The following is a 21739-nucleotide window of genomic DNA, read 5'->3' on the forward strand; positions in this document are numbered from 1 at the left end:
CGTTACTGGCGATTGCGACGGGCATTACGGCCAGCCAGCAACAGGATGAGAACCAACAGGATGCCACCCGGAATCAGCCACAACAGCGAAGGCGTACGCCAGGCGTCGAGGCCCTTGGGTTCTTCGTTGTCGATCAATTGGCTGCCGCTTGGATCCTGAGTGTCGAAGGTGGTCAGGGCACCGTTGTTGCCGAGGATGGCCACATCGCCGCGGGTCAGCAGAATCTGTTTGGCGAAGCGTGGCGAGTCATTGCCCAATGCGCGATAGACCATACCGCGCTGGCCGCCGGCATCGACCACTTGCAACGAGGCAAGGTGATTGAGCGGATGCACGTCAAGCAACACTTGATCCTTGTGATTGATGCGCAGGCGCCCCTGCTCATCGACCTGCACGGACTCCTTGCTGTCTTTGATCGGCAGCTCGAAGGCGAGGAAGGCCTTGTCCAGCGTGACCGAGGCTTTCGGATCTGTGATGACCTTCAATTGCGCACGCAGCGGCGAGACCCCGGCGGCATCGGCGACTGAAATCACTTGCGGCAAGCTGCTCGCCGGATGATCGAGGTAGGCCTGAGGCACCAGGAGTTGGGTGTCCACGGCAAAGCGCGCGGCCATGCCGGAGAAGTCATCACCCAGCGCGGTTTTTTCCAGCACGATGTGGCTGGTCGGCAGCACGGAAACCGGGAAGGCTTGCGGCGTTTCCAGGCAGCGATCACTCACGGGCTGGCGCTGGAACGACACGCGTAGCACGTTGGTCGCGCCCACAGCGTAACGCGGGATGCGCGCTTCGATGCGTTGTTTTTCACCGTTGGCCACCAGCTGCTGCGCGCCAATCAGGTAGTCATTGAGAAACAGTGAGGCCACCGGCGCAGTGTCTGATGCGCCGGGCGCGGCAGACACGTCGACCACAGCCTTCACCGGCAAGCGACCGTCGTAAGCCACGCTGCCCAGAGGGAATGACGTGCTCCAGTCAGACTTGGCCAGCACGTCGATGGCGCCGGGATTGCCGCCCAGGCGAGACAGGGCGACACGGCCGTCGGTGCTCAAGGGCAACTGCGCTTCGCTGACGGTCAATTGGCGACTGCGTGCCAGTTTGTTCCAGGCGCTACTGAACAAGGCCAGCGCCTTGTCGGTGGCATGCGGCGCAATCATCAGAACCGGGCGCGTGCCCACCAGGGCCAGGCGCACATTGTCAGTGCCATCGGCGGCAAGGCCGGCATTGATATGCGTCTCACGCCATTGCGTGAACGCGTTGGCCGCCGTGGCATCGAAGCTCTGGATCTGGCTCTGCAGCGCGTCGAGGGATGCATTGATCGCTGTGAGCAGTTGCGGGTCGTTGACCGCCAGATCCGCCTGAACGTTCGGCGTCTGGCCCAATACCAGCAACGCGCCGATCTCCGCCGGGTTCGCCAAGGTGTGCGGACCTTTGCCGTTGAGGCTGGCGAACGCTGGAATACCTTGCAGTTCGGCCGGAATGCGCAGGCCGCTCAGGTCGACGCTGTCTTGTACGGCAGGGAAGGGCAGGATTTGACTGCGCTTGCCAATCCGCTCCAGTGCCACGCCCAGACGCCATGCCGAATCGTAGCTTTCAGCGGATAAGGTGCCGGGCGCGACCATGATCCCCGGTTTGCCAGGCAAGGCCGTCCACGCAGCGCCGACGTCGCGCAACTGGCTGGCGTCATAGCTGTAAGTCAGGCGGGTGGCCGGTTCGATACGTAGAACATTGCCGATGGCGCGTTCGTCTTCGCACAGCACACGGGACACGATCGACGACCAGGCGATGCCCAGGCGCAGCGAGCCGCTGTCCCGCGCTTTTTTGTCCACGCCCAGCGTGACGCTGGCGTCACCCTGGGGTTCGCTCAGCCCTTGGGCACGCACCGGATAACCGTCCAGCGACAGCAGCAGCGTGTTGCGGCCGCCTTCGCCATTGAGGTAACTGGCGTCGAAATTCAACGTCGCATCCGTCAGCGGAACACCTGCCGGCACCGGCAGATACAGTTCGCGGCGGGCATCGGTGGAGCCGAGGATGATCGGTGCATCGATCCCCAGATCGCTCAAGCGCACCTCACGCTCTTGTCGGGTGTCGGCGTTGAGCCGGTTGATCGCCTGGGTGAGCGGACTGTCCGCGGCCAAGGCAAAGGTCGGCATGAGCGCGAGCAGGCTCACACCACAGGCAAGGGCGCTGAGGGCACCCGTATGGATGGCAACGGAAGACTTCATTCAGGTAGATCTCGAGCTGATAAGGGGAGGAACGGTTTGGTTTATCGAGAGGTAAAAGCCGGGTAATGCTTCTCGGGCACAGGCTGTGCTGACGGGGCGTGCAGAAATCTGGGCAAGGGCTGTCCGGTCACGATGAACTCATTCACCGGACGGCCCATCAGGGCATCGACGATGCGCGCACTGGCCTTGCCGTCGCCGTAAGGGTTGGCCGCCTGGGAGCAGCGGCGCCACAACAGGTCGTCATCGAACAGCGCGTTAACGCCAGCGATGATCGAGTCCGGCGAGGTACCGACCAGGCGCACAGTGCCCGCCGCCACAGCTTCCGGGCGTTCGGTCACATCGCGCATGACCAGCACCGGTTTGCCCAGGGACGGCGCTTCTTCCTGCACGCCACCGGAATCGGTGAGGATCACATGGGCCCGTTGCATCAGGCGCACGAAGGCCAGGTAGTCCAGCGGCTGGATCAGGTGCACGTTGGGCAGATCGCCCAGATGCTCGGTGACCGGGCCCATGACATTGGGGTTCAAGTGCACCGGGTAAACGATCTGGATATCCGAACGCCGAGCCAGATGGCTCAGGGCCTTGCAGATATCCAGGAAGCCTTCACCGAAATTTTCCCGACGATGCCCGGTCACCAACAGGACCTTGCGGCCGTTCTGCAGGAACGAAAACTGCCGGTCCAGGCTTGCGCGCAGGTCGGCATCCCGCTCAATGCGCCGTGCAGTCATCTGCAGCGCGTCGATCACCGTATTGCCGGTGACGAAGGTGCGACCCTGTAGGCGTTCGTCGAGCAGGTTCTGGCGCGACTCGTGGGTGGGCGCAAACAGCATGTCCGCCCCCAGGTCGATGCAGCGACGGTTCATTTCTTCCGGCCATGGGCTGTAGATATCACCGGTTCGCAGCCCGGCTTCCACATGGCCGACCGGGATCCGTCGATGGAACGCCGCCATCGCAGCCACCATGGCCGAGGTCGTGTCGCCGTGCACCAGCACCCGGTCCGGGCAGGTCATTTCCAGCACCGGGTCGATCGCCCCGTAAAGCGCCGCCGTCAGGGAGTTGAGCGTTTGCTGCGGGGTCATGACATCGAGGGTGTAATCGGCCTTGAGGTCGAACAGGTCAAGCACCTGTTTGAGCATGCTTTGGTGTTGGCCGGTGATGCATATCTGCGAATCAATGCCGGGTTCCGCAGCGAGGGCTTTGACTAACGGCGCCATCTTGATGGCTTCTGGACGGGTACCGAAGATCGAAAGGATTTTAATCCTTGAATGATGACGAGCGATGATGCCTTCCTCGCGCAGTTTTAGTGCGCAGCACAATGCAGGCCCAAGTTTTATTGAACTTGAGCAAGCCGGTGTTATTTGAATTTGATTAATGCCGGGGATCAGCGTTGATGCTGATATTCACTTCGTGTGAGGGGGAGAGCGCCTGTAAGCCCGGAAGCGGCGGAATTATTAGCATTGAAGAGAGATGTTTTAAAGCGTTACATGGAATTTATTATTTATTAAATGAGTTTGAAACTTTTATAACTGATCCCTGTCTTTTTTTGGTTTTGTGTTTTTCTGAAGGGGTTTTGTTTTAGTTGGTAATAGAATATTAAGTTATTGTTTTTAAAGGATTTAAATATTTAAAGTCCATTCGTCGGTGTGTTTGAATTTTTGAATGATTGTTGCAGTCTCGGTCGGCGGCATTAGCGAGTGTTTTTTGTGAAATACAAGTCACTTAAATGGCGCCTGAATAATGTCATGGCGCACTGGAAGTTCTTTTGAACTAATTAAGTTTCTTGTAAGCGACTATCTCTCAATAGCACTAGGTTGAGTGTTCTGTTGTTCAATATGAGCTTCATCAACGGACTTGGCTGAGAATACTGGCCATTAGCCGAGTCCCCTTTCATATTGCAAGTGCGGGAGACGTCTGGCTCTTTGCGTCCAGGTTACTCAACAGCCACTCGACGAAGCTTCGCGCCAGCGGATTGTTCTCGCTGTCACGATGGGTCAGCAAGGCCCAGTTCGGGCCGCGAATGGTGTCTTCCACCAAGGGCTGCAACAGTCCGCTGTCACGTGCCGGCCGACTCAGCAACTGACTGACCAGGGCGATGCCGAGCCCCGCGCAGGCGGCGTCCAGCAGCAGGCCGGGGTCGGAGAAATTCAGCCCCTGATCCTTCTGCCCGACATCAATCCCGGCCTCCACCGCCCAATGACTCCAGTCCATCTCCCGCTCTCCGTGAAGGGTGGTGCGCTGCTCGACGGGCACCGTCAACACGTCTGGATGACACGCCGGGTACAGGCGGTCGGCGTGCAACACCTTGAAGCTGCACTCGGCCTGGGAACTGATGTCGTCACGCACCGCGAGGTCGATGGTCTGGGTGGTCATGTCCGGGACTTCATCGGTGCTGAAAATCCACAGGTCGACCTCCGGGTGCTGACGACGAAAATCCCCCAGACGCGGCAGCAACCAATGGCGGGCGAATGTCGGCGTGGTGTTGAGCACCAGTTGGTTGGGTTTCTGGTATTGCCCGAGGCGACGAATGCCGACCGCCAGTTGCTGCAATAACGCCTGGGTGGTGCTGAGCAGATCGTGGCCGGCATCGGTCAGACTGACGCTGCGTCCACTGCGAAAAAACAACGGCTGCTCAAGGTACGCCTCAAGCGTGCGGATCTGCTGGCTGATCGCCGATTGGGTCAGATGCAGCTCGTCGGCCGCCTTGTGAAAACTGCCCAGGCGGGCTGCGGCTTCAAAGCCGCGAAGGGTGTTGAGCGGGGGCCAGTGCTTGAGCATATCGATAAGTTCCTCTAATCACTTTTCTACAAAATCCATCGTTTGTTGGCCTTGTTTTACGGCCGTAGCATGCATGCCAAGACCGCGAAGGCAGTTTTCATTGAACACAATGACTTAACTCAAGGGTGCTTGTCATGCAGCAGAACGAACTTCAGAACAGTGGCTGGTGGATGCCGGCAGAGTGGGTGAAGCACGCCGCGACCTGGATGGTCTGGCCACACAACCAGGCGCTTTGGGAGTCGGGCTGGGGCGTCACCTTGCCGTTGGTGCAGGAGGATTTCGCCCGGGTGGCCAACGCCATTGCCCGGTTCGAACCGGTGAAAATGGTGGTCGACCCGTCGGCCGTTGCGAGTGCCAAAGCGCTGTGTGGGCCCAACATCGAATTGATCGAATTGGCCGTGAACGACAGTTGGTGCCGCGACTCCGGCCCGAGCTTCGTCTGCCATCCGCAACACGGTCTGGGCGGGGTGAGCTGGCGCTTCAATGCCTGGGGCGGCAAGTCGCTGCATAACCTCGACGAAAGCCTGGCGCGCCGCGCACTCAATCGCCTCGGCGTGCCGTGCTTTGGCACCCCGCTGAGCAACGAAGGCGGTGCGATTCATGTCGACGGCGAGGGCACGCTGATCACCACCGAATCGGTGTTGCTCAACCCCAATCGCAACCCGGGCATGACCAAGGTCGAGATCGAGGAAATCTTCACCCGTCTGCTGGGGGTGAAGAAAACCATCTGGTTGCCGGGTGACCCGGACTACGTGACGGGTGACATGACTGACGGCCACGTCGATGGCGTCTGCGCCTTCGCCCGCCCCGGCGTGTTGCTGGTGGATGCCACCCACGACAAAGATTCGGTGTACGCCGAGGTTGCACGGGAAAACCGTCGCGCACTGGAGCTGGCCACCGATGCCCACGGGCGCACGTTCGAGCTGATCGAGCTCTATGAAGCCACCGATGCCGTGGACACCGAAGCCGAAGTGTTCTGTGCCTCGTACACCAACTTCTACATCGCCAACCACGCGATCATCATGCCGGCCTATGGCATCGACGCCGACCATGCGGCGGCCGAAGTGTTGGCCCGGGCGTTCCCGGAGCGCGAGGTGGTGCCGGTGCGGATCAATCACCTGGCCCATGGCGGCGGCGGGGTGCATTGCATCACCCAGCAGCAGCCCGCCTGGCCCGTGCAGGAGTGATGCCATGACCCTGTTGACGATTGCTACCACCCAGATGCCGTGCACTTGGGACTTGCCGAACAATCTCGATCAGGCCGAGCGACTGATCCGTGAGGCGGCCGCGAAGGGCGCCCAGGTCATTCTGTTACAGGAGCTGTTCGCTACGCCGTATTTCTGCATCGAGCAAAGCCATAAACATTTGGCGTTGGCCGAAGAGTATCGATACAGCGGCGTACTCAAACGCTTTGCTGCGCTGGCCAAGGAGTTGGGGGTGGTGTTGCCGCTGAGCTGGTTCGAGAAGGCTGGCAATGCCTACTTCAATTCCCTGAGCGTGGCCGACGCCGACGGGCGCTTGCTGGGGGTGTATCGCAAGACCCACATCCCCAACGCCATCGGTTACCAGGAGAAGGAATACTTCAGCCCCGGCGACACCGGTTTCCGTGTCTGGGACACGGCGTTCGGGCGCCTCGGCGTCGGGATCTGCTGGGATCAGTGGTTCCCCGAGACCGCCCGCTGCCTGGCGTTGATGGGCGCCGAAGTCTTGCTGTTTCCCACCGCCATCGGCTCTGAGCCGGGGTGTGCAGCGCTGGATTCCCGTGACCACTGGCAGATGACCATGCGTGGCCATGCCGCTGCGAACATCCTGCCGGTGGTGGCGGCCAATCGCGTCGGTCGTGAGGTGGCGACCACCGATGCGGCCTTGCAAATGAGCTTCTACGGCTCGTCGTTTATCTGCAACCACAAGGGCAAGTTGCTCGCCGAGGCTGATCGCGACAGCAGCGGCGTGCTGGTCCACAGCCTGGACTTGCACGCCATGCGCGAAGAACGCCTGAGCTGGGGCATCTACCGCGACCGTCGCCCGGACATGTACGGGGCGTTGCTGAGTCAGGACGGTCGTCACCTTCATGCACGCTGGAACACTCAAGGAGTTTGATATGCGCATTCCCCGCAAGCTGTTGCTCGGCGCCTTGGGATGGGCAATCGCCTCGTCGCCGCTGCACGCCGAAGAGAAGACCCTGCGGCTCTACAACTGGGCCGATTACTTCGCCGAAGACACCCTCGCCAGATTCACTGCCGAAACCGGGATCAAAGTGATCTACGACGTCATGGACGGCAGCGAAACCCTGGAGGCCAAGATGCTCGCCGGCGGCAGTGGTTATGACCTGATCTTCCCCGGCGACACCGTCGCCGAACGCTTGATGCGCGCCGGCAGCCTGCTGCCGCTGGATCGCTCAAAACTCACCGCTGTGGACGACATCGAACCCGGTTTGCAGAAGCTGCGCAGGCAGTACGAAACGTCGAGCCAGGCCACCGTCCCCTACACCTGGGGCACCATCGGCCTGACCTACAATGACGAACAGGTCAAACAGCGTTCGCCCGACGCCCCGGTCAACAGCCTGGACATGCTGTTCAAACCGGAACTGGCGGCGAAATTTGCCGATTGCGGCATCTCGATGATCGACTCGCCGGACGAAGTGCTGGCGGTGGTGCTCAACTACCTCGGGCGTGAACCGCGCAGCGCCAAGCCTGAAGACCTGGCCGCAGCGAGTGAGTTGCTGATGAAGCTGCGACCGCACATTCGCAAATTCCAGTCGCAACCCGTGACCGATCTGGTCAACGGCAACCTGTGCCTGTCCCTCGGTTACAGCGGTGACATGACCCAGGCACAACGCACCTCGGACAGCGCCGGCAAGCACACCCGATTCGAGTACCGCATTCCCCGCGAAGGCACGACCGTGTGGATGGACACCATGGCCATTCCGGTCGACGCCAAACACCCGGAGTACGCCTACGCGTTCATCAACTTCGTCATGCGCCCGCAGAACATGGCGGCCATCAGCAATTTCACCGGCTACCCGACATCCAACGCCAAGGCCCGCCCGGACGTCGATGCGACGATGCGCAACAACCCGGATATTTACCTCGATGAGGCCACCTATGCGCGGCTGATTCCGGGCAAGGACATTCCCCAATCCGACATGCGGGCGCGGATGCGCACCTGGACCAAATTCAAGACGGCGACAGCGAAATGAGTGCTTCAGACAAGGATCAACACATGCCGACACGTCGGGATTTCATCAAGCAGGTGTCGGTGATTGCCGGTCTCGGCGCCGCAGCTTCCCTCGGCTTCAGCTTTGCGCCCGTGCACGCAGCGACACAAGGTCGTTGGCGCATGCCGGACGAGGGCGACCGACATGAACGGGCCTTCATCGCGTTTGGCGCACAGAGCGCCATCTGGGAGGATTTCACGCCCGAAGTGCAAGCGACCATGGGCCTGATCGCCCGCACCATCGCCCGCTATGAGCCGGTCACCGTGTTCTGCCGCCAGGGCGAGCGGCGTCTGGCCGAACGACAGTGCGGCACGGCCAATATCACCTACGTCACCACTGAGCTTGACGACATCTGGATGCGCGATATCAGCGCCAATTTTGTCATCGATGGCGAAGGCGGACTCGGCGCCGTTGATTTCAACTTCAACGGCTGGGGCAACAAACAGCAGCATGACGAGGATGCGCAAGTGGCCGCTTTGGTGGCCGAGACTACGCAGGCACGTTATCTGCGCAGCGAACTGGTGGGCGAGGGCGGCGGTATCGAAGTGGATGGCCACGGCACGGGGATCATGACCGAAAGCAGCTGGATCAACCGCAACCGCAACCCCGACTGGACCAAAGCCGAGGTCGAGCAGGAACTGAAAGACCGTTTGGGGTTGCGCAAAATAATCTGGTTGCCGGGCATCAAGGGCAAGGACATCACCGACGCTCACGTTGATTTCTACGCGCGGTTCGTCAAGCCGGGCGTGGTGGTCGCCAACCTCGACAACGACCCCGATTCATACGACCGGAACGTGACATTGGCGCACCTGGACATCCTCAAAAACGCCACCGATGCGGATGGCCGCAAGCTGCAGGTGCATACCTTGTCGCCACCGCTCAATCCGCGCAAAAGTCAGTTCACCCGCAACAACCCGGACTTTGCTGCCGGATACATCAACTACTTTCTGGTGAATGGCGCGGTCATTGCGCCCGAGTTTGGTGACAAAGCGGCGGATACGAAGGCCTTTGAACTGTTGTCGCAGCTGTACCCGGACCGGGAGGTGGTACAGCTCAATATCGACGCCGTCGCGGCGGGTGGCGGAGGGATTCACTGTGTGACCAGTCATCAGCCGGCGGTTTGAGCGCAATGGAAGCGAGTCCAGGTTGAACCGACTGGCTCGCATCGCTCATTCAATGGGCTTTGGTGAACGGCAGGGAGGCGTGGGGACCGTTGCGATTGAACAGGGTCATCGTCGAACCGCGACGGTATTCACTCGGGGTCTGGTCCATTTCGATACGGAAGTGCCGATTGAAGTTGGACAGGTTTTCATAGCCCACTTCAAAACAGATGCCCGCCACTGACATCTCGGTTTGCAACAGTAGCCGGCAGGCACGCTGAACCCTGAGCTTGCGCATCAGGTCGATGAAACCGTGGCCGGTGACTCGCTTGAAGAAGCGCGAAAAACCGGGCTCGCTCATGTTCAGGCGCTGGGCAATCACCGATAGGCGAATGTCGCCTGTGAGCTCGGTCAACAAGTAGTCAAAGGCCTTGTGGATGCGCTCGGAGCTTTGGGCATCCAGGGTTGGCGCGTAGTAAGCGCTGGCGAGCACATGGACGTCTTGGGAGGGTGCTTTCATCAGTGCATTGATCAGTTGCAGAAACAGAATCAGGCGTTCGAGCCCCTGAGCGGGGCCAATGTCTTCCAGCAGATGTGCGGCCTGCACAGCCGTTGCGCCGCAGAACTCCAGGCCCCGGCGTGCACGTTCAAACAGGTGCTGAAGCTCGCCCAGTTCGGGCATCGTTTCACGCAAGGCCAGAATCGCGGCACCGTCGAATTGCAGAACCACATCGCGTCCTGCCAGGAACTCGCCGGGTGCCAGATCGCCTATCCAGTCATGGGGCAGATCAGGGCCGATCAGCGCCACATGTCCGGCACCGAATGCGCCGATGTAATCGCCCGCAACCAGCTTGCCGCTGCCTTGGCGGATCAGATGGATTTCGAATTCCGGGTGGTGATTCCAGCGAGCCAGGGAGTAGGGGTAGTCGTGTTCATACCAGCGAAAACAATGATCGGGCTCGGGAAGAATGACCTCCAGTTCGGCGGGGCGCTGTTCAAACAGCGCGGCTCGGCTATCAGGCATGGCAGGTCTCTTTCTTTGTTATTTGTTGTTCGTATGCAGGCAACATACGCCTTCCTGCCTGGCGCTTGCTAGCTCGGGGATTGCTTGGCACTGATACTTTTTTGATCGCCAGGCTGTGTCCCGGGGACGGTAAAAAAAGTATCGGGTTGCCGTCCTCTGTGCGTTTGTCCGGGGTTTTCCAAGCTGGTGTAATCAAGCCGTCCACCACGGCTGCGCAGCTGTATTTGCCCGGCAATGGTTAACAACAAAAATAATAGCTTCCGTCGTCCAGGGCGCGAAGCGGAGAGCACTACGATGACCATCCCGAACGCACTGTACATTTTTGCCGGCCTGTCTTTTGCCCTCGTCAGTCACGCAGCCGAAACGGTCACCATCGCCACTGTGAACAATGGCGATATGATCCGGATGCAGCGGCTCTCCAAGATCTTTGAGCAGCAGCACCCCGACGTGAAGCTCAACTGGGTGGTGCTGGAAGAAAACGTCCTGCGTCAGCGCCTGACCACCGATATCGCGACTCAGGGCGGGCAGTTCGACGTGCTGACAATTGGTACTTATGAAACACCGCTGTGGGGTGCCAAGCATTGGCTTGAGCCGATCACGGCACTGCCGCCGGCCTACGATCTGCAAGACATCTTCCCGTCGGTACGCCAGGGCTTGTCGGTCGACAACACGCTCTATGCCTTGCCTTTCTATGGTGAAAGCACGATCACTTATTACCGCTCCGACCTGTTCAAGGGCGCCGGGTTGACCATGCCGGAGCATCCGACCTGGACGCAGCTCGGCGAGTTCGCCTCCAGGCTGCACGAACCCGATAAAGGACAGTACGGCATGTGCCTGCGGGGCAAGGCAGGGTGGGGTGAGAACATTGCGTTGTTGAGCACCATGGCCAATGCCTTTGGCGCCCGCTGGTTCGATGAACAGTGGCAGCCGGAGCTGGCCAGCCCGGAGTGGACCGCCGCGGCGCACTTCTACGTCGACACCCTGAAAAAGTATGGGCCACCCGGTGTGTCGAGCAATGGCTTCAACGAGAGCCTCGCGCTGTTCAACAGCGGCAAGTGCGCGATCTGGGTGGATGCCAGCGTGGCGGGATCTTTCACGACGGACAAGGAACAGAGCAACGTCGTCGACCGCGTTGGCTTTGCCCCGGCACCGACGCAGGTCACCGACAAGGGTTCGTCGTGGCTGTATGCGTGGTCGCTGGCGATACCGGCCACCTCCAAGCATAAAGAGACAGCCAAGGCGTTCATCACGTGGGCCACGTCGAAAGAATACATTCAGCTGGTCGCTGAAAAAGACGGCATCGCCAATGTTCCGCCAGGCACGCGTCAATCCACGTACAACGAGGCCTATCTGCAAGCGGCGCCTTTCGCGCAAGTGACCTTGCAGATGATGCAGCACGCTGACCCTGCACACCCCTCGATCAAGCCGGTTCCTTACGTCGGCATCCAGTACGTCACGATTCCTGAGTTCCAGGCGATAGGCACCTCCGTGGGGAAACTGTTTTCCGCTGCGCTGACGGGGCAAATGTCTGTCGATCAGGCACTCGCTGCCGCACAGACCTCCACCGAACGTGAAATGAAACGCGCCGGTTATCCCAAGTAGCCAACGGTGCATCGGGGCCACTGTCCTGGTTTGTCTGGACACCGAGTGGCCTCCATCGCGGACAAGCCACGCGCCCACAGGATTGCGCAATTAATGTGGGAGCGGGTCTGTCCTGATGCGTCTCGCTGCCTGAACGCTACACCCCGCCTGCCCTTGATCGGGCTTACCCGAATGTTAGAAAACGGATGAACCATCAATGAAACGACTCGAAGGAAAAAGCGCGCTTGTCACAGGGGCTGCCCGAGGCATTGGACGTTCCTTTGCCCAGGCTTACATTCGCGAGGGAGCGACCGTCGCTATCGCGGACATCAACCTGGAGCGTGCCCAAGCCACGGCCACCGAGCTGGGGCCTGACGCATACGCTGTCGAGATGGACGTTACCCGCCAGGCGTCCATCGATGCGGCCATCGCCGCTGTCATCGCGCAGACCGGCAAGCTGGATATCTTGATCAACAACGCCGCACTGTTCGACCTTGCACCCATTGTCGATATCACCCGCGACAGCTTCGAGCGTCTGTTTTCGATCAATGTGGCAGGAACGCTTTTCACCCTGCAGGCAGCGGCCCGTCAGATGATCATTCAGGGGCATGGCGGCAAGATCATCAACATGGCCAGCCAGGCCGGACGAAGAGGGGAGGCCCTCGTGGGGGTGTATTGCGCGACCAAAGCGGCGGTGATCAGCCTTACCCAATCCGCAGGGCTGGACCTGATCAAGCATGGCATCAATGTGAATGCCATCGCCCCAGGTGTCGTCGATGGCGAGCATTGGGACGGCGTCGATGCAATGTTTGCCCGCTATGAGAACCGGCCATTGGGTGAAAAGAAAAAGCGCGTGGGGCAGGAAGTGCCTTTTGGGCGGATGGGCACCGCTGAGGACCTGACGGGCATGGCGATTTTCCTCGCGTCGTCCGAGAGCGAATATGTGGTGGCTCAGACCTACAATGTCGACGGTGGTAACTGGATGAGCTGACCTGTTTTTGCGCTGGCGTGGCGGCGGGGCAATGCCTTCGCCACGCCGGGTTCAGGGGGGCGTCGGTGGCGGGCCGCTATCGACCCGCGGCGTCCGTTGGCAGGGATAGCATCGCTCCAGCTCGCGTGCCAGATGAAACGTCAGCACATCATCAATGACTTCCCCGCCACACAAACGTAATCTTGCCGATTCGCGTATCAAGAAAAACAAAAAAACAGGAGTCATTGATGCAACCGATCCGTCTCGGTCTGGTGGGCTACGGCAAGATTGCCCAGGATCAACACGTCCCCGCTATCAACGCCAACCCCGCGTTCCAGTTGGTTTCTGTCGCCACGCAAGGCCAGCCCTGCGCCGGGGTCGAGAACTTTCGGTCCCTGGGCGAGTTGCTCGACAAGGGCCCGCAGGTCGATGCGATTGCGTTTTGCACACCGCCACAAGGCCGCTTCGCGCTGGTGCAACAAGCGCTGGCCGCCGGCAAACACGTGCTGGTCGAAAAACCGCCGTGCGCCACGCTGGGTGAAGCGATGGCATTGGTGAGCCAGGTGCAGGAGCAAGGCGTCAGCGGATTGTTCGCCTGGCATTCACGCTATGCGCCCGGTATCGAAGCCGCCCGTGCGTGGCTGGCTACCCGCACCCTGCACAGCGTGCAGATCGACTGGAAGGAAGACGTACGCAAATGGCACCCCGGTCAGGCGTGGATCTGGCAACCGGGCGGCCTGGGCGTCTTCGATCCCGGTATCAACGCGTTGTCGATTGCAACCCATCTGTTGGCGCTGCCGCTGTTTGTCGAGTCTGCTGAACTGCGAGTCCCCAATAACTGCCAGTCGCCGATTGCCGCTTCGATCAAAATGTCTGACGCGCGTCACCTCGACGTGCGCGCAGAGTTCGATTTCGACCACGGTCATGACGAACTCTGGAGCATTGAGATTCGCTGCACCGAAGGCACCCTGCGACTGGACAACGGTGGCGCACTGCTGAGTATCGATGGCGTGCGTCAAGCCGTCTCGGAGGAGGGCGAGTACGCGGCGGTGTACCGACATTTCCAACAGCTGATTGGCGACAAAACCAGTGACCTGGACCTCCAGCCGCTGCGACTGGTGGCTGACAGCTTTTTTGTCGGCAGTCGGGTATCGGTCGAGCCGTTCTACGATTAACGGCTGCTCGGTCAAAGGGTGAGGCAAGCGTCAGCCGCTTGCTCTCGTATTGATGTATTGACATATCGGTAAATATCGATATCTTCGTGTTATGGAATTACTCGAAATATTCAAAGCCCTCTCAAACCGTACACGCCTTGAAATCTTGAAAGGTTTGAAGGATCCAGCCAAGAACTTCCCTCCGCAGGATGAAGGTGACGTTCATACGGTGGGCGTCTGCGTCAGTAGTATTCAAGAAGGCGTCGGCCTGTCGCAGTCGACGGTGTCTGATTATTTGGCAACGCTGCAACGAGTGGGCCTGGTCGAGGTCAGGCGCATCGGTCAGTGGACCTACTACAAGCGCAATGAAGCAACCATCAGTGCTCTTGTCGAGCTCATGGGGAAAGAGCTGTAGCTATTTTTTTACCGTAAGATATCGAGAAATCCCGATATCCCTTTTTGTCGAAACGAGGATTGACCATGAAAGCGCTCATACTCAAATCATTTGGCGGCCCGGAATCGTTCGAACTTCGTGACGTGCCCAAGCCAGTACCGCACACAGGACAGGTCCTGGTCCGGGTACACGCAACCTCCATCAATCCGCTGGATTACCAGGTACGACGTGGCGATTATCCCGATCTGGTGCAACTGCCAGCCATTACCGGACACGACGTATCTGGCGTTGTCGAAGCCGTTGGGCCGGGTGTGACGACCTTCGCCCCGGGAGACGAAGTCTGGTACACCCCGCAAATATTCGACGGGCCAGGCAGTTATGCCGAGTACCACGTTGCTGCCGAAAGCATTGTCGGGAAGAAGCCTCCCTCGATCAGCCATCTTGAGGCGGCAAGCCTGAGTCTGGTCGGAGGAACGGCGTGGGAAGCACTGGCTGTGCGTGCTGAGCTCCGAGTGGGGGAAAGCATCCTGGTCCACGGCGGCGCGGGAGGCGTCGGTCATGTGGCGATCCAGCTGGCAAAAGCCATGGGCGCAAGGGTGTTCACGACTGTGCGCGAAGCAAACGTTGAGTTCGCTCGAAGTATGGGTGCCGACGTGATCATCGACTACGAAAAGGAGGATTACGTCGACGCCATCATCCGGGAAACCGGTGGTCGCGGAGTCGATGTCGTGTTCGACACCATCGGCGGCAACACACTGTCGCGTAGCCCCGACGTGCTCGCACAACTGGGCCGCGTTGTCTCGATTGTGGACATTGCCCAGCCACAAAACGTCGTTCAGGCCTGGGGCAAGAACGCGAGTTATCACTTCGTTTTCACAAGACAAAACCGCGGCAAGCTTGATGAGTTGAGCGCATTGATAGAACGCGGTCAGCTGCGGCCGCACGTTGGCGCTGTCTATTCGCTTGCCGACATTGCGCTCGCCCATGCCCTTCTGGAGAGGCCCAACAACGGTGTTCAAGGAAAAATCGCGATTGCAGTAGGGCCATCGTCCCATCTCGTCAGTGCGTAATTTTGACCGTTGAACTCACTTTAAGGGAACGCCATGATTTACGAAATCGCTGTGCTACCCGTGCACAAAGAACAGATTGAAACGTTCAGGCGTGCATTTGCCGAGGTCGCTCCTTTGCTCAGCCGCGCAAAGGGTTACCGCGGTCACTTGCTCGCTCAAGGGATCGAAACTCCCCAGCTATTCAACCTGATCGTGCGATGGCAATCACTCGAGGATCACACGCCGGGCTTCGAGGCGAGTGAAGACCATCGGATATTCATGATGGGCTTGGAGGAATATTTTTCGGAGGAACCGACGGTCTATCACCTCGAGGGTGGAGCCTTTGCTACAGGCGAATATGATGATCCGAACAGCGCCGCCGGCATGGGGAATGCTGTTGTCTGAGGTGTTTTTAGCTTTGCCGGATCACCGCTCTGCACTGTTCGCGTAAGCCCTGCACAATCTCAAGCCAGCAGCTCGGTGATCCATCGGGCCTGCCGGGCGATCTCTTGCAGCTTCGCCTCGGGCACGGCCTGCCGCGCACGGGCGAAGTGGGTCAGGGTCTGCTGCTTGTGGCGCAAGATGCGCTGCCACTTGAGCAGGAACGCCGGGCTGCGTGCCTGCATCTGCAGCGGGCCGAAGTACAACTCCTCGGCGGTGTACGTCACCGCAGAGGCGCGCTCGGCGACGATGATTTCGTAGTCAAAGCGGTTTTCCCGCAGCAGTTCCTCGCAGAGGATGCGGTAGCCGTTGTCCATCAGCCATTGGCGCAACGGCTGCTCGCCGCCGTTGGGTTGCAGGATCAGGCGTTCCTGGCCGCTCAGGTGCGCCTTGCCGCTGTCGAGGATGTCGCGGATCGTCTCGCCGCCCATGCCGCAGATGCTGATCGCCGTGATCCCGTCTTCCGGCTCGATGGCCGCCAGGCCATTGGCCAGGCGCACGGTGATTCGCAGGTCTTGACCGCTCTCGCGCACGGTGCGTTCAGCCGAGTGGAACGGCGTCAATGCCACCTCACCGGCCACCGCCGATGCGATGACGCCCCGGCGCATCAACGCCACCGGCAGGTAGCCGTGATCCGAGCCGATATCGGCGAGGCGCGCACCGGCTGGCACATGCGCCGCCACGCGTTCCAGGCGCATGGACAATGTCTGTTCGTTCAACCGCAACCCCTTTTCACCACAAACGACCGGCACTTTGGCCGAATCGGGGCGCCATTCTGTCGAGCAACGCCGTGCATTTCAAATTCCTGCGACCGGGGCCATGGATCGCCCGGTGCCTTGGCGCTCGAAGCGAACATGAATCCGAGCACTTTCTGTCATTGCTGAGTCAGTTCGGCGGTGCAATCGGCCAGCAGCGGCTTACCTCAATTTCACAAAACCCTCAAAGCAACCGTTCAATGGCAGAATCTCCCCCACTTGATCGTTTTGGAGAACACCATGCTTCGTGCGTTTGAACGAAGACTCGACCCTTTTCCTCCTGACGAGGTACCACCACCACCCGCCGGTCTGGCTCGTTTCCTGTGGGCCTGTACCCGGGGCGCCCGCGGTTACATCCTTGCGCTTGCGTTGCTCAGTGCCTGTGTATCGATCTACGAAGCCTGGCTGTTTTCCTTCCTCGGTCAGGTCGTGGACCTGCTCTCGACCTGGCAGGCGGGCGGTGAAGCGGCGGCGCAGGAAAGTCGCGTGTTGTGGGGCATGGGCATCGTCATGGTGACCAGTGTCGGGCTGGTGGCGTTGCGCACCATGGTGCAGCACCAGATATTGGCGATTAACTTGCCGTTGCGGCTACGTTGGGACTTCCATCGCCTGATGCTGCGGCAAAGCCTTTCGTTTTTCTCCGATGAGTTTTCCGGCCGAGTCACTACCAAGGTGATGCAGACGGCGCTAGCGGTGCGCGACGTGCTCTTCACCCTGATCGAGATCGCACCCGGGATCGGGGTGTATTTCATCGCGATCATCGCACTGGCCGGCGGCTTCGCGCTGAAACTGATGCTGCCGTTCGTTGCCTGGGTCGTGTTGTTCGGTCTGGCCATGCTGTACTTCGTACCCCGTCTGGGGAAAGTCGGGCAGGAACAGGCCAATGCGCGGTCGATGATGACCGGGCGTATCTCGGACGCCTACACCAACATCACGACGGTCAAACTGTTCTCCCACTCCAATCGTGAAGCGCACTTCGCGCGTGCCGCGATGGAGGATTTCAAGCAAACCGGCTTTCGCCAGATGCGTCTGGTCAGCCAGTTCGAGATCGTCAACCAGGCATTGGTGGTGGCGTTGATCATGGCAGCCGGTGGTTATGCCCTGTGGCTATGGCACCTGGGTGAGGTTGGCGCGGGTGCCGTGGCGGCAATCACCGCCATGGCGCTGCGGATCAATGGCATGTCGCACTGGATCATGTGGCAAATGACCTCGCTGTTCGAGAGCATCGGCACCGTACAGGACGGCATGGCAACACTGACCCTGGGCGCCAAGGTGCAGGATGCACCGGGCGCGGGCGCGCTGGTGACCTCTGGCGGCGCAGTCACCTTCGATAAGGTGAGCTTCAACTACAATGGCGAACGCCAGGTGCTCGATGGCCTGAGCCTGAGCATTCGCGCGGGCGAAAAAATCGGCCTGGTCGGCCGCTCTGGCGCTGGCAAATCCACGCTGATCAACCTGCTACTGCGCTTCTACGACGTCGACAGCGGGGAGATTCGCATTGACGGCCAAAACATTGCACACGTGACGCAAGAAAGCCTGCGCGGCTCCATCGGCATGGTCACGCAGGACACCTCCCTGCTGCACCGTTCTATTCGCGACAACATCGCTTACGGCCGTCCCGATGCGACCGAGGCGCAAATTCGCAGCGCCGCGGCCAATGCCCAGGCCGATGGATTCATTAGCCAACTGAGCGACCGGCAGGGCCGTACCGGCTACGACACCCTTGTGGGTGAGCGCGGCATCAAGCTGTCGGGCGGCCAGCGCCAACGCGTCGCGATTGCCCGTGTGATGCTCAAGAACGCCCCGATCCTGCTGCTTGACGAGGCCACCAGCGCCCTGGACTCGGAAGTCGAAGTCGCCATTCAGGAAAGCCTCGATGAAATGATGCAGGGCAAGACCGTGATCGCTATCGCCCATAGGCTGTCCACGATTGCGGCCATGGACCGACTCATCGTCATGGATGACGGACGCATCATCGAACAGGGCACTCACAGCGAATTGCTTGGGAAGAACGGCGTCTATGCGCGGCTGTGGCAGCACCAAAGCGGCGGATTCCTGGGTGAGGACAAGGGTGTGTTCGAGGCGATGGATCAGGTGTGAGGGGGGAGGGTGAGCGTCCGGGCGAACTGTTGGTTGGCAAGAGCCCGGACTGAATTCATCCCTCCGTTGGAGGTTGTGTCAGCGCACACGCTCGCGAAGTGAAAGGGCTAGCCATCGCGGTGAGTCGGGGGGCTGTTATGACACCTGTTATTGAATTGATTACATTGCGTATCAACTGAAATACGCATCAGCGGCATTATCACAGGAGATCGCCACCCCTACAGTAGAGAGGACATTTTTTCTCAGGGGCCTCCCATGATTCAGAGCATTATGAAAACTGCTTGCCTGACTACGTTTCTTGCCCTGTGTACAACCCTGTCGGTGGTTCAAGCACAACCATTGCCGCTCGGTAAAACCGGTGCTTTGTATAACGAAGACGTGGAGTGGCGTAGCTTTCCAGCGTTTCCGCAAGAAGTAAAACTGGCTGTACTGGTCGGTGATCCTGCCAAGCCAGGCCCCTACGTCGTGCGAGTCAAAGTACCGAATGGCACGAAGTTAATGCCCCATACCCATCCTGAAGACCGTATATACACCGTCATGTCCGGTGTGTTTTACATTGGTTTTGGGTCTGTGTTTGATCCGGACAAGTTGGTCGCTTATGGCCCGGGCAGTGTAGTGGTGCTCCCGGCTAATACGCCGCATTTTCACTGGGCCAGATCGGGGGAATATATTTCTCAGGTGTACGGAACAGGTCCGCTGGGGCTTGAGTACATTGACCGTCGTGACGATCCTCGTCATGCGTCAAAGTGAAGAAGAGGGGCAGGGCAGGCTTACCCCTTGGCCCGGAGATGCAAGCGCGAGTGTGAAATCAGCATGCTGGTCAGCTCCTGCGTGAAAGTGATCTGAACCGCGCGATCAAGGGGCGTTCCCGTTGGACCGGTCGTTGGCCTTCAAAGGCCTGATCGACCTGAAAGCGGCGGCCGTAGCAGTGAGCACTTCCGATACCATCGCATGCGATGTATAGTCTGACTTTGCAGCCCATCCGTCTTTGGCCACAGAGAACGCTCATGAAATCCACCGAAAAGACAGCCGCCCTCGACCTGAAGCTTTCCGACTTCCTGTGCTTTGCTGTCTATTCCTCTAACCTCGCTTTCGGCAAGGCATACAAGCCAATGCTTGAACGGCTCGGACTTACCTACACGCAATACATCACCCTTGTGGTGCTGTGGGAAGAAGACAACCAGACCGTTGGCAGCCTTGGCGAAAAGCTGTTCCTCGAATCCAACACCCTCACGCCGATCCTGAAGAAACTGGAGGCGATGGGTTATCTGCTGCGCCAGCGCGACCCGGAAGACGAGCGGCAGGTTCGCATCCGCCTCACAAGCGAGGGGCGAAAACTGCGTGAAGGCCTCACGGAAGAAGGCTTCCCGCAAACCGGTCTTGATCCCGACGAATTCGTGCAAATTCAGAAAGCCATTGTGAAATTACGGGACAACCTCATCCGTACTACGAAAGACAGGGAGTAAGCCGTTTCGAATGGCTACTTCACTGCGCCTCCCTGCTTGATGTCACCGCAAAAAATATCGACGTTGCCACTCTCCGGAGCCGTTCGCACGACGATGGAATACTCGCTGGAAAGCAGGTCTTGCAGGGCGATCGGTGCACTTCTTGAGAACGACCAGCCGCGTACAGGTTCGCGCAGGGTGTTGACCTTGTCGTTCATTGCAAAGGCCACTGGCCCGGGCTGCTGACAGGTGCCTTTATGGATGAAGCTGTAGAGACGCAAGGGCAAAGTCGCTCCGCTGGGAGCTCCCGTGATGAAGAAGCTGAGTCCGGTCTGTTTTTCCCAGCTTGTCAGCGTGACGTTGCCGATCTGCCCGGTGTTCTGTCGGGTGGCGACCAAGGGGACAGACACGCCATGGTCTGTTGAAGTGGCGCAGCCGAAAAGGCTTACGCTGATCATTAGGGTTGCAAGTGAGCATCTGAAGTTCATTGCCAACTCCTGCGTAAGAACTGCAATGGGTGATTAGCCGGTATAGAGCGAGGTGCTCGGGTTGCCTGTCGGCCCCCTGCAGCACCGCGCCCCAACCGATGCTTTGCAATCAGGCTTTGCTGGCGGCCAGAAAAGCGCCAAGGCGTTGTCCCATTTGCTCGCCTAAGGCTTGCAAGGCACTGAATGGGCGAACCATCACCTCGAATTCGACGATTTTTCCGTGTTCATTGAAGCGGATCATGTCGATACCCTTTAACTCTTTACCGTTCACTTTGGCGCTGAACTCCAGGACGACGCTCAAGCCGTCGGCCGTCGACAGTTCCCGGTGATAGGCAAAATCCTCAAATACATTGACTACCGTGTTGAGAATCATCGATACCACGGCCGCTCCCGGGTAGGGCGTGTGGGCCATCGGTGAGCGGAATACTGCCTGTGGGTCCAACAACTCCGGCAGGGCGCTCAAGTCACCCTTGCGGATCATGTCGTGCCATTGCTTCAGGGAGTGCGCGGCATTGGGGTGCAGGTTCAGCTCAGACATTTTCAACTCCTGTATTTTTGTTGTTCTGTAGAACGTTTCAGTGTTGCACATGCAGTGTCGCCCGATGGCTTGCTGCAAGACCCTGATAGTGCCGCCAAGATCGACTGACGGCTATGCGAATGTACTAAAAGTAGCTCACGAAAAAGCCCGGCGGGTCAGGCCGGGCTTTTTGATGGGTACCGCTGTGAAGCCATTCATTCAGGCGACGCGGTTTTCAATCAGGCGGTCGGAACCACCTTCAGCGACGCGGTTTTCGATGAGACGGTCGGAACCACCTTCGGCGACGCGGTTTTCGATCAGACGGTCGGAACCACCTTCGGCGACGCGATTTTCGATCAGACGGTCGGAACCACCTTCGGCGACGCGGTTCTCGATCAGACGGTCGGAACCACCTTCGGCGACGCGGTTTTCGATCAGACGGTCGGAACCACCTTCGGCGACGCGGTTTTCGATCAGACGGTCGGAACCACCTTCGGCGACGCGGTTTAATGA

General features: G+C 59.4%; 20 protein-coding genes and 1 pseudogene. 13 read left to right on the forward strand and 8 right to left on the reverse strand.

Annotated elements, in window-relative coordinates; translation table 11 throughout:
- Positions 1-2: 2 nt before the first annotated feature.
- The 3 genes from FHL16_RS29425 to FHL16_RS29435 all read right to left on the reverse strand — a co-directional run bounded on the left by FHL16_RS29425 (position 3) and on the right by FHL16_RS29435 (position 4991).
- Entirely contained in the window at positions 3-2216 is a 2214-nt protein-coding gene (locus FHL16_RS29425) for a hypothetical protein (RefSeq protein WP_077750102.1), read from the reverse strand.
- Between the two features lie 41 nt (positions 2217-2257).
- Positions 2258-3496, reverse strand: coding sequence for a non-hydrolyzing UDP-N-acetylglucosamine 2-epimerase (gene wecB, locus FHL16_RS29430; protein WP_077750119.1), 1239 nt, complete (start codon positions 3494-3496; stop codon positions 2258-2260).
- 607 nt (positions 3497-4103) lie between these two features.
- Positions 4104-4991, reverse strand: coding sequence for a LysR substrate-binding domain-containing protein (locus FHL16_RS29435; protein ID WP_077750103.1), 888 nt, complete (start codon positions 4989-4991; stop codon positions 4104-4106).
- Between the two features lie 134 nt (positions 4992-5125).
- Here FHL16_RS29435 and FHL16_RS29440 point away from each other — a divergent pair, with 134 nt between their 5' ends.
- Genes FHL16_RS29440 through FHL16_RS29455 form a run of 4 tightly spaced genes read left to right on the forward strand, consistent with a single transcriptional unit; the run spans position 5126 to position 9332 of the window.
- Positions 5126-6178: an agmatine deiminase family protein gene (locus FHL16_RS29440; RefSeq protein WP_077750104.1), complete on the forward strand. Its 1053-nt coding sequence runs from the start codon at positions 5126-5128 to the stop codon at positions 6176-6178.
- Positions 6179-6182: 4 nt separating this feature from the next.
- On the forward strand, positions 6183-7091 hold the full coding sequence (gene aguB / locus FHL16_RS29445) for an N-carbamoylputrescine amidase (RefSeq protein WP_077750105.1): 909 nt from the start codon (positions 6183-6185) through the stop codon (positions 7089-7091).
- A 1-nt stretch (position 7092) separates the two neighbouring features.
- Entirely contained in the window at positions 7093-8190 is a 1098-nt protein-coding gene (locus tag FHL16_RS29450; RefSeq protein WP_077750106.1) for an extracellular solute-binding protein, read from the forward strand.
- 23 nt (positions 8191-8213) lie between these two features.
- Complete coding sequence (locus FHL16_RS29455; protein ID WP_077750107.1) at positions 8214-9332, forward strand: agmatine deiminase family protein; 1119 nt, start codon at positions 8214-8216, stop codon at positions 9330-9332.
- A gap of 49 nt (positions 9333-9381) precedes the next feature.
- Here FHL16_RS29455 and FHL16_RS29460 read toward each other — a convergent pair whose 3' ends face one another.
- The gene (locus FHL16_RS29460) at positions 9382-10332 is read right to left on the reverse strand and encodes a helix-turn-helix domain-containing protein (RefSeq protein WP_077750108.1); all 951 of its coding nucleotides are present in this window, start codon (positions 10330-10332) and stop codon (positions 9382-9384) included.
- Between the two features lie 294 nt (positions 10333-10626).
- Here FHL16_RS29460 and FHL16_RS29465 point away from each other — a divergent pair, with 294 nt between their 5' ends.
- The 6 genes from FHL16_RS29465 to FHL16_RS29490 all read left to right on the forward strand — a co-directional run bounded on the left by FHL16_RS29465 (position 10627) and on the right by FHL16_RS29490 (position 15885).
- Complete coding sequence (locus tag FHL16_RS29465) at positions 10627-11934, forward strand: ABC transporter substrate-binding protein (RefSeq protein ID WP_077750109.1); 1308 nt, start codon at positions 10627-10629, stop codon at positions 11932-11934.
- A gap of 196 nt (positions 11935-12130) precedes the next feature.
- Positions 12131-12904, forward strand: coding sequence for an L-iditol 2-dehydrogenase (locus FHL16_RS29470; RefSeq protein ID WP_077750110.1), 774 nt, complete (start codon positions 12131-12133; stop codon positions 12902-12904).
- Between the two features lie 227 nt (positions 12905-13131).
- Positions 13132-14058, forward strand: coding sequence for a Gfo/Idh/MocA family protein (locus FHL16_RS29475; protein WP_077750111.1), 927 nt, complete (start codon positions 13132-13134; stop codon positions 14056-14058).
- Positions 14059-14149: 91 nt separating this feature from the next.
- The gene (locus FHL16_RS29480; RefSeq protein ID WP_010459152.1) at positions 14150-14452 is read left to right on the forward strand and encodes an ArsR/SmtB family transcription factor; all 303 of its coding nucleotides are present in this window, start codon (positions 14150-14152) and stop codon (positions 14450-14452) included.
- A 65-nt stretch (positions 14453-14517) separates the two neighbouring features.
- Positions 14518-15501: a zinc-dependent alcohol dehydrogenase family protein gene (locus tag FHL16_RS29485; protein WP_077750112.1), complete on the forward strand. Its 984-nt coding sequence runs from the start codon at positions 14518-14520 to the stop codon at positions 15499-15501.
- Between the two features lie 33 nt (positions 15502-15534).
- Positions 15535-15885 (forward strand): antibiotic biosynthesis monooxygenase family protein, encoded by a 351-nt coding sequence (locus tag FHL16_RS29490; RefSeq protein WP_077750113.1) that lies wholly within the window; start codon positions 15535-15537, stop codon positions 15883-15885.
- A gap of 59 nt (positions 15886-15944) precedes the next feature.
- Here FHL16_RS29490 and FHL16_RS29495 read toward each other — a convergent pair whose 3' ends face one another.
- The gene (locus FHL16_RS29495) at positions 15945-16640 is read right to left on the reverse strand and encodes a tRNA (adenine(22)-N(1))-methyltransferase (RefSeq protein WP_186353611.1); all 696 of its coding nucleotides are present in this window, start codon (positions 16638-16640) and stop codon (positions 15945-15947) included.
- Positions 16641-16916: 276 nt separating this feature from the next.
- Between FHL16_RS29495 and FHL16_RS29500 the strand changes: the two genes are divergently transcribed.
- The 3 genes from FHL16_RS29500 to FHL16_RS29510 all read left to right on the forward strand — a co-directional run bounded on the left by FHL16_RS29500 (position 16917) and on the right by FHL16_RS29510 (position 20242).
- Entirely contained in the window at positions 16917-18776 is a 1860-nt protein-coding gene (locus FHL16_RS29500; RefSeq protein WP_077750115.1) for an ABC transporter ATP-binding protein, read from the forward strand.
- Positions 18777-19031: 255 nt separating this feature from the next.
- Positions 19032-19526: a cupin domain-containing protein gene (locus FHL16_RS29505; protein ID WP_077750116.1), complete on the forward strand. Its 495-nt coding sequence runs from the start codon at positions 19032-19034 to the stop codon at positions 19524-19526.
- A gap of 257 nt (positions 19527-19783) precedes the next feature.
- The gene (locus FHL16_RS29510) at positions 19784-20242 is read left to right on the forward strand and encodes a MarR family winged helix-turn-helix transcriptional regulator (protein WP_077750117.1); all 459 of its coding nucleotides are present in this window, start codon (positions 19784-19786) and stop codon (positions 20240-20242) included.
- Between the two features lie 14 nt (positions 20243-20256).
- On the opposite strand, the gene FHL16_RS29515 is transcribed toward FHL16_RS29510, so the two are convergent.
- From FHL16_RS29515 to FHL16_RS29525, 3 genes and pseudogenes are all read right to left on the reverse strand, one after another.
- Positions 20257-20709 (reverse strand): hypothetical protein, encoded by a 453-nt coding sequence (locus FHL16_RS29515; protein ID WP_077750118.1) that lies wholly within the window; start codon positions 20707-20709, stop codon positions 20257-20259.
- 109 nt (positions 20710-20818) lie between these two features.
- Positions 20819-21247, reverse strand: coding sequence for a nuclear transport factor 2 family protein (locus FHL16_RS29520; RefSeq protein WP_010459164.1), 429 nt, complete (start codon positions 21245-21247; stop codon positions 20819-20821).
- A gap of 198 nt (positions 21248-21445) precedes the next feature.
- A pseudogene (locus FHL16_RS29525) lies at positions 21446-21739 on the reverse strand (phage infection protein); the annotation flags it as partial.

Origin of the sequence: Pseudomonas sp. FSL W5-0299 (assembly GCF_005930655.1) — a bacterium.
Classification (GTDB): Bacteria; Pseudomonadota; Gammaproteobacteria; order Pseudomonadales; family Pseudomonadaceae; genus Aquipseudomonas; species Aquipseudomonas mandelii.

Excerpts from the sequence above, each read along its gene's own strand:
- FHL16_RS29505 (WP_077750116.1), top strand. The coding sequence starts at position 19,032 with ATGATTCAGAGCATTATGAAAACTGCTTGCCTGACTACGTTTCTTGCC.
- FHL16_RS29465 (WP_077750109.1), top strand. The coding sequence starts at position 10,627 with ATGACCATCCCGAACGCACTGTACATTTTTGCCGGCCTGTCTTTTGCC.
- FHL16_RS29435 (WP_077750103.1), bottom strand. The coding sequence starts at position 4,991 with ATGCTCAAGCACTGGCCCCCGCTCAACACCCTTCGCGGCTTTGAAGCC.
- FHL16_RS29455 (WP_077750107.1), top strand. The coding sequence starts at position 8,214 with ATGCCGACACGTCGGGATTTCATCAAGCAGGTGTCGGTGATTGCCGGT.
- FHL16_RS29500 (WP_077750115.1), top strand. The coding sequence starts at position 16,917 with ATGCTTCGTGCGTTTGAACGAAGACTCGACCCTTTTCCTCCTGACGAG.
- FHL16_RS29515 (WP_077750118.1), bottom strand. The coding sequence starts at position 20,709 with ATGAACTTCAGATGCTCACTTGCAACCCTAATGATCAGCGTAAGCCTT.
- FHL16_RS29460 (WP_077750108.1), bottom strand. The coding sequence starts at position 10,332 with ATGCCTGATAGCCGAGCCGCGCTGTTTGAACAGCGCCCCGCCGAACTG.
- FHL16_RS29480 (WP_010459152.1), top strand. The coding sequence starts at position 14,150 with ATGGAATTACTCGAAATATTCAAAGCCCTCTCAAACCGTACACGCCTT.
- FHL16_RS29490 (WP_077750113.1), top strand. The coding sequence starts at position 15,535 with ATGATTTACGAAATCGCTGTGCTACCCGTGCACAAAGAACAGATTGAA.
- FHL16_RS29520 (WP_010459164.1), bottom strand. The coding sequence starts at position 21,247 with ATGTCTGAGCTGAACCTGCACCCCAATGCCGCGCACTCCCTGAAGCAA.
- FHL16_RS29485 (WP_077750112.1), top strand. The coding sequence starts at position 14,518 with ATGAAAGCGCTCATACTCAAATCATTTGGCGGCCCGGAATCGTTCGAA.
- FHL16_RS29425 (WP_077750102.1), bottom strand. The coding sequence starts at position 2,216 with ATGAAGTCTTCCGTTGCCATCCATACGGGTGCCCTCAGCGCCCTTGCC.
- aguB (WP_077750105.1), top strand. The coding sequence starts at position 6,183 with ATGACCCTGTTGACGATTGCTACCACCCAGATGCCGTGCACTTGGGAC.
- FHL16_RS29470 (WP_077750110.1), top strand. The coding sequence starts at position 12,131 with ATGAAACGACTCGAAGGAAAAAGCGCGCTTGTCACAGGGGCTGCCCGA.
- FHL16_RS29440 (WP_077750104.1), top strand. The coding sequence starts at position 5,126 with ATGCAGCAGAACGAACTTCAGAACAGTGGCTGGTGGATGCCGGCAGAG.
- FHL16_RS29450 (WP_077750106.1), top strand. The coding sequence starts at position 7,093 with ATGCGCATTCCCCGCAAGCTGTTGCTCGGCGCCTTGGGATGGGCAATC.
- FHL16_RS29475 (WP_077750111.1), top strand. The coding sequence starts at position 13,132 with ATGCAACCGATCCGTCTCGGTCTGGTGGGCTACGGCAAGATTGCCCAG.
- FHL16_RS29510 (WP_077750117.1), top strand. The coding sequence starts at position 19,784 with ATGAAATCCACCGAAAAGACAGCCGCCCTCGACCTGAAGCTTTCCGAC.